The organism is Arthrobacter agilis (genome assembly GCF_002953615.1).
Lineage (GTDB): Bacteria > Actinomycetota > Actinomycetes > Actinomycetales > Micrococcaceae > Arthrobacter_D > Arthrobacter_D agilis_B.
The window spans coordinates 575353-581074 of sequence record NZ_CP024915.1 but is presented as its reverse complement, the minus strand read 5'-3'; the positions used below and the strand labels follow the sequence as shown (position 1 = coordinate 581074).

Below are 5722 nucleotides of genomic sequence, written 5' to 3'. Positions count from 1 at the left end.
GTCGTCCTCTTCCCCCGCCGCACCCGTGGTTGCACCCGCCGCCGTGGCCGTCGCCGAGCCAGTCGTCGCACCGGCACCCGCGCCTGTCCAGTCCTCCGGTGTCGCTGCCGGACTGGTCGCCTCTGCCTACGGCCAGATCGGCGTCGCCCAGGACTGCACCGCGATGGTCGAGACCGCCCTGCGCTCCGTCGGCAAGTCCGTCGGCGATCTCGCACCCGGCCAGTTCTTCCAGTTCGGCGACGTCGTCGGATCCCCCGCTGCGGGTGACCTGGTCATCACGGCGGGCCACGTCGCGATCTACGTCGGTAACGGCCAGGTCATCAGCGGTGGCCTCAACGGCATGAACACCGGCCTCCACAACCTCTCAGACCTTCCCGGCGCCGGCTTCGTCCGCGTCCGCTAGAACCCCTTCGGAGAAACCACCATGTCTTCACGCGCCATCATCGCCCGCCACCGCAGCGAAACCCAGGACACCGCCGGCCTCTCGGCCCTCGCCAAGGCCGTCACCACCGGCGGCATGGGCCGCCAGGCCGCCGTCATCGCCGCGGCCTCCGGCCTCGTCCTGACGAGCGGGGTCGCAGCCAACGCCGCGGACCTGCAGCCGCAGCGTGACGCCGCAGCGTCCAGCGTCACGGTCACGTCGGCCCGCGCGGCCGTCGTCGCCTCGTCCGAGACCGCCGTCGCCTTCAACATGACCCCGGTCAAGGTCACCGCCAAGCCGGTCGTCGTCGAGGCGCCCGTCGCCGAGCCCGCCCCGGTCGTCGAGGCACCCGTCGCCGAGGCTCCGGCACCGGTCGTCGTCGAGGCACCCGTCGCCGAGGCTCCGGCACCCGTCGTCGTCGAGGCGCCGGTCGCACCGGCTCCCGTCGCCGCGGCCCCCGTCGCACAGGCCGCCCCGGTCGCCGTGGCTGCTCCCGCCCCGGCTCCTGCTCCCGCCCCGGCTCCTGCTCCCGCCCCGGCCGCCTCCTCCGGAGTCGCGGCGACCATCGCCGCCGCGGCCCAGGGCCAGCTCGGCGTCATGCAGGACTGCACGCGCCTGGTCAGCAACTCGCTCGCCGCCGCGGGCATCAACTTCCACGGCTGGCCGGCAGGCTACCTCTCCCTCGGCCGCACGGTGGGCGCAGGCGAGGCCATCCCGGGTGACCTCATCTACTACGCCGACGGCGGCATGGGCATGGCCCACATCGCTGTCTACATCGGTGGCGGCCAGGCCGTCCACGGTGGCTTCAACGGCAACACCACGGTGATCGCACCGGCAGAGCTCGGCTCGGGCGGCGTCTACATCCGCGTCGGCGGCTGATCACCCCAGCAACTCACGACGGAGGAACCGGCACGGACGTGCCGGTTCCTCCGTCGTTGGGCGGCGGTAGCCCGACGCCGTGCGGCGCGTCAACCCGTCCCCGCGCCGGTTCGCCGCACGCCGGTCTCCGGCTTACCCTTGCAGTGTCAATCCGAAGCTCTTCTCCCGTACCCCGGGATGGCAACCGGTTGCGGGGAACAGGTCAGCAATGAGGCCACCGTATGCGCACTCTTGTTCTGAATGCAGGGTATGAACCACTGGCGGTCGTCACGTTCCGCCGGGCACTCGTGCTTGTCCTCACCGGCAAGGCCAGCGTCATCGCGGAGGACGACGAGCCGGTCGTCGGACCCACCGAGATCCTCGGACGGCCGTCCGTGATCCTGCTCAACAGATACGTCAGGGTCCCCTACCGGCACGACGTCACGGCCACGAGACGCGGGGTCCTGCGGCGGGACAACCACCTGTGCGCCTACTGCGGCAAGACGGCCTCGACCATCGACCACGTCCTGCCGAGATCGAGGGGTGGCGGCGACACGTGGGAGAACCTCGTGGCCTGCTGCCTGAAGTGCAACAACGCAAAGGGGGACAAGACGCTCGCCAGCCTCGGCTGGAAGCTGCGCGTCGTCCCGCTGCCCCCGCGGGGGCCCCAGTGGCAGATCCGCGAGCTCGAGAAGCCTGCCCCGCAGTGGAGCGAGTTCCTCACGGAGACCGCCGCGTGATCCCCGACGCCCCCCGATTCGATGCGATCGTCCTGGCGGGCGGCCGCTCCACGAGGCTCGGCGGTGTGCCGAAGGCGGGACTCGTCCTCGACGGAGCGACGCTGCTGCAGCGCACGTGCGCCGCCCTCGCCGATGCGGAGCGGCTGACGATCGTGGGACCGGAACCGGACGGCGGCGCCCGGCCCTCCGGGGAGGGGCCGCCGTCGTTCGTGCGGGAACACCCGCCCTTCGCCGGACCGGCCGCCGCCGTCGTCGCCGGGTTCCGGGCCGGGACCGGTGGGAGGGCGCCGTGGTGCGCCGTGGTGGCCTGCGACATGCCGCGCGTGGCCGTGCTCATTCGCGTGCTTCTCGCCGAGGCGGCGCTCGGCGGGACGACCTCGCTGGTCGCGGTCGACGGCGGCCGCGAACAGCCGCTGGCCGCCCTCTACCGGAGCGACGCGCTCGGAGGCGCCATCGACGAGGTCCTCGCCCGGGGTTCGGCCGACAACCTGTCGATCCGCAGCCTCCTTGCTAGTGTGAGGAGCAGACCGGTCCCGGTTCCGCCGGGCACAACGCACGACGTCGACACCTGGAGTGATGCACGAGCGCTGGGAGTCGACGTCCCCTAGTACTGCCCGGAGGGCCCATGGACGACCGCCAGAAGCTGCTGCACGACTGGACCGAGAAACTGCTCGCCGCCTACGAGATCGACGGGACGCGCGTCGACGTCGACGCCGTCCTCGGCCTCGCCGGGAAGGCCGCCCACGGCGTCGTCCGCCCGGCGGCACCCCTCACCACCTTCGTCGTCGGGTACGCCGCGGGCCTCGCGGTCGGCAGCGGGCAGGCCGACGAGGACCTGGCCATGCGCTCGGCCATGGCGGTGGCCGATGCGCTCTGCGCCGAGGCCGCGGCGGACGGAGACCCCGCATGAGCGAGGCCGCCGCAGCGCACAACGTCGACTGGATGGCCGCGCGCGCACTCGCCCACGGCGCGGGGCGCCCGCTGCCGTTCCAGACCGTCAACCTCGCCGACGCCCTCGGGCAGACGCTCGCCGAACCCGTCCACGCACTGCAGGCCATCCCGCACTACGCGTCGTCCGCCATGGACGGCTGGGCCGTGAACGGGGAGCCGCCCTGGACGCTCGTGAGGCACACGGAGCCCGAGGAGCACCCCCGAGGAAGACCGTCGCCGCACTCCGACTCCGGTGCGGTGTCCCTCGCCCCCGGCGAGGCGACCTTCATCCTCACCGGTGGCGTGGTGCCGCAGAACGCCGTCGGCATCCTGCGCACCGAGCACGGGTCGGTGCGCGGGGACGTGCTGGACCGCAACGACTCCGCCCGGCCCGACGAGCCATCCCCGCACGAGCACGTCCGCCCGGCAGGGGAGGAGGCCGAGGCAGGCTCCGAGGCCATCCCGGCCGGCGTCGTCCTGAACCCGGCGCAGATCGCCCTCGCCGCGGTGTGCGGCCACGACACCCTCGCCGTCCTGCGGGCACCGAGGGTGTCCCTGCTGATGACAGGGGACGAGGTGATCGACCACGGGCTCCCGCACCCCGGCCAGGTGCGTGACACCTTCGGCCCCCAGCTGCCCGGATTCGTCGCGATGCTGGGCGGCCACGTCGACGTCGCGGGGCGCGCGAAGGACGACCTCGACGACGTCGTGGCGGCCATCAGCGCCGAACCGACCGATGAGCTGTCCCTCGCGCGGGCCTCCGGCGACGTCCTCATCACGACCGGTGGAACGGGCAGCTCGTCCGCCGACCACATCCGCAGGGCGCTCACCGAACTCGGCGCCGAACTGATCATCGACGGCATCGCGATGCGGCCGGGACACCCGACGCTGCTGGCACGACTGCGCGACGGACGTTTCCTGGTGGGACTGCCCGGCAATCCGCTCGCCGCGATGATGGCGATGCTCACGGTGGCCGGCCCGCTGCTCGCGGGACTGCGCGGCTCACCGCTCGAGGAGCCGGGGACCGTGACGAGCGCGGACGCCTTCGAGCCGCTGCCGGGGCGGAGCCGGCTGGTGCCCTACCGGAGCGAATCGAAGCGCGCGGTGCCGAGCACGCACCAGCGGTCCGGGATGCTGCGCGGACTCGCAGCGGCCGACGGCGTGATGGTGGTCCCTGCCGAGGGCTGCGCCGCAGGTGACGCCGTGCCGTCCCTGGCGCTGCCGTGGCTGGCCGGCTGAGGACGTCCGGGCGGGGAGCGCCGCCACAGGAGTGGCCTCGTCAGGCGGCCTTCTCGAGCCGCACGACGACCGACTTCGACGTCGGCGTCCCGCTGACGTCCGCCGTCGAATCCAGGGGCACCAGGACGTTCGTCTCGGGGTAGTAGGCGGCCGCGCAGCCCTTCGGCGTCGAGTAGGCGACCGCCCGGAAGTCCTCGGCGCGGCGCTCGACGCCGTCCGCCCACTCCGAGACCAGGTGCACCATGTCGCCGTCGTCGATACCCGCCTCCGTCAGGTCCTGCGGATTGACGAACACCACGCGGCGGCCGCCGGAGATCCCGCGGTAGCGGTCGTCCTTGCCGTAGATCGTGGTGTTGTACTGGTCGTGCGAACGGAGGGTCTGCAGGATCAGCCGGCCCTCGGGCACGTGCGGGTACTCGAGGGGATTGGCGGTGAAGTTCGCCTTGCCGGTCGCGGTGGTGAAGGTACGGCTGTCCCTGGGCCCGTTGGGCAGGACGAAGCCGCCGGGCCTGTCCAGGCGGGTCTCGAAGTCGCCGAAGCCGGGCACGACGGCGCTGATGTGCTCGCGGATCACGCGGTAGTCCGCCTGCGCGGCGGTCCAGTCGAGCTGGGGTGCGTTGACGCCGTAGGGGCTGCCGCTGCGCGCGAACAGGCGATCGGCGAGCTGGCAGACGATCTCGATCTCGGAACGCATCTGGTCGCTCGCGGGCTGCAGGCGTCCCGTGGAGGCGTGCACCGCGCTCATCGAGTCCTCGACCGTGACGCGCTGGTTCCCGCCGGCCTGGGTGTCGCGGTCGGTGCGCCCGAGCGCGGGGAGGATCAGGGCCCGGGCGCCCGTGACGAGGTGGGAGCGGTTCAGCTTGGTGGAGACCTGCACCGTCAGCCGGGTGGTGCGCAGCGCCTGCTCGGTGACGTCGGTGTCCGGGGTGGCGCGGACGAAGTTGCCGCCCATGCCCATGAAGACGCGCGCCTTCCCGTCGCGCATCGCGCGGATGGCCGCGACGGTGTCCACGCCGTGCTTCCGCGGCGATGCGAAGCGGAAGCGCTGGTCGAGGGCGTCGTGGAACGCCTCGGGCATGCGTTCGAAGATGCCCATGGTGCGGTCGCCCTGGACGTTCGAGTGCCCCCGGACGGGACAGACCCCGGCATTGGGCTTCCCCACGTTGCCCTGGAGCAGGAGCACGTTGACGACGTCGCGCAGCGTGGCGACCGAGTGCTTGTGCTGTGTCAGCCCCATCGCCCAGCAGACGATCGTGCCGGGGGAGGCGATCATGCGGTCGCCCACCCTCGTGATCTCCGCCTTCGAGAGCCCGCTCGCCGTCGTGATCTCGTCCCAGCCGGTTCCGCGCAGGCCCGCGAGGTAGTCCTCGAGGCCCAGGGTGTGCTCGGCGATGAAGGCGGAATCGAACACGGTACCGGTGGCCTCCTCGCGTTCGAGCAGGTGCTTGCCCAGGCCCTGGAACAGGGCCTGGTCGCCGCCGATGCGGATCTGCAGGAAATCGTCGGCCAGGGCGGTGCCGCCGCCGAAGCGGGC

7 protein-coding genes are annotated in these 5722 nt (G+C 72.5%); 6 read left to right on the top strand and 1 reads right to left on the bottom strand.

Annotation, left to right across the window (positions count from 1 at the left end):
* From CVO76_RS02830 to CVO76_RS02805, 6 genes are all read left to right on the top strand, one after another.
* The coding region (locus CVO76_RS02830; protein ID WP_208740593.1) for an NlpC/P60 family protein at nt 1-403 on the top strand (403 nt) is incomplete at its 5' end.
* A gap of 21 nt (nt 404-424) precedes the next feature.
* The gene (locus tag CVO76_RS02825; protein ID WP_208740592.1) at nt 425-1300 is read left to right on the top strand and encodes an NlpC/P60 family protein; all 876 of its coding nucleotides are present in this window, start codon (nt 425-427) and stop codon (nt 1298-1300) included.
* Between the two features lie 221 nt (nt 1301-1521).
* Nucleotides 1522-2019, top strand: a complete 498-nt coding sequence (locus CVO76_RS02820; protein ID WP_133083169.1) for an HNH endonuclease — start codon at nt 1522-1524, stop codon at nt 2017-2019.
* Nucleotides 2016-2627, top strand: a complete 612-nt coding sequence (gene mobA, locus CVO76_RS02815) for a molybdenum cofactor guanylyltransferase (protein ID WP_244186160.1) — start codon at nt 2016-2018, stop codon at nt 2625-2627. Before CVO76_RS02820 ends, mobA begins: the two co-directional genes overlap by 4 nt.
* Nucleotides 2628-2644: 17 nt before the next feature.
* Nucleotides 2645-2929, top strand: a complete 285-nt coding sequence (locus CVO76_RS02810) for a DUF6457 domain-containing protein (RefSeq protein ID WP_133083170.1) — start codon at nt 2645-2647, stop codon at nt 2927-2929.
* Nucleotides 2926-4188, top strand: a complete 1263-nt coding sequence (locus CVO76_RS02805; protein ID WP_133083171.1) for a molybdopterin molybdotransferase MoeA — start codon at nt 2926-2928, stop codon at nt 4186-4188. The genes CVO76_RS02810 and CVO76_RS02805 overlap by 4 nt, the downstream gene beginning before the upstream one ends.
* Nucleotides 4189-4228: 40 nt before the next feature.
* Here CVO76_RS02805 and CVO76_RS02800 read toward each other — a convergent pair.
* On the bottom strand, nt 4229-5722 hold a 1494-nt coding region (locus tag CVO76_RS02800), incomplete at its 5' end, for an FdhF/YdeP family oxidoreductase (RefSeq protein WP_208740591.1).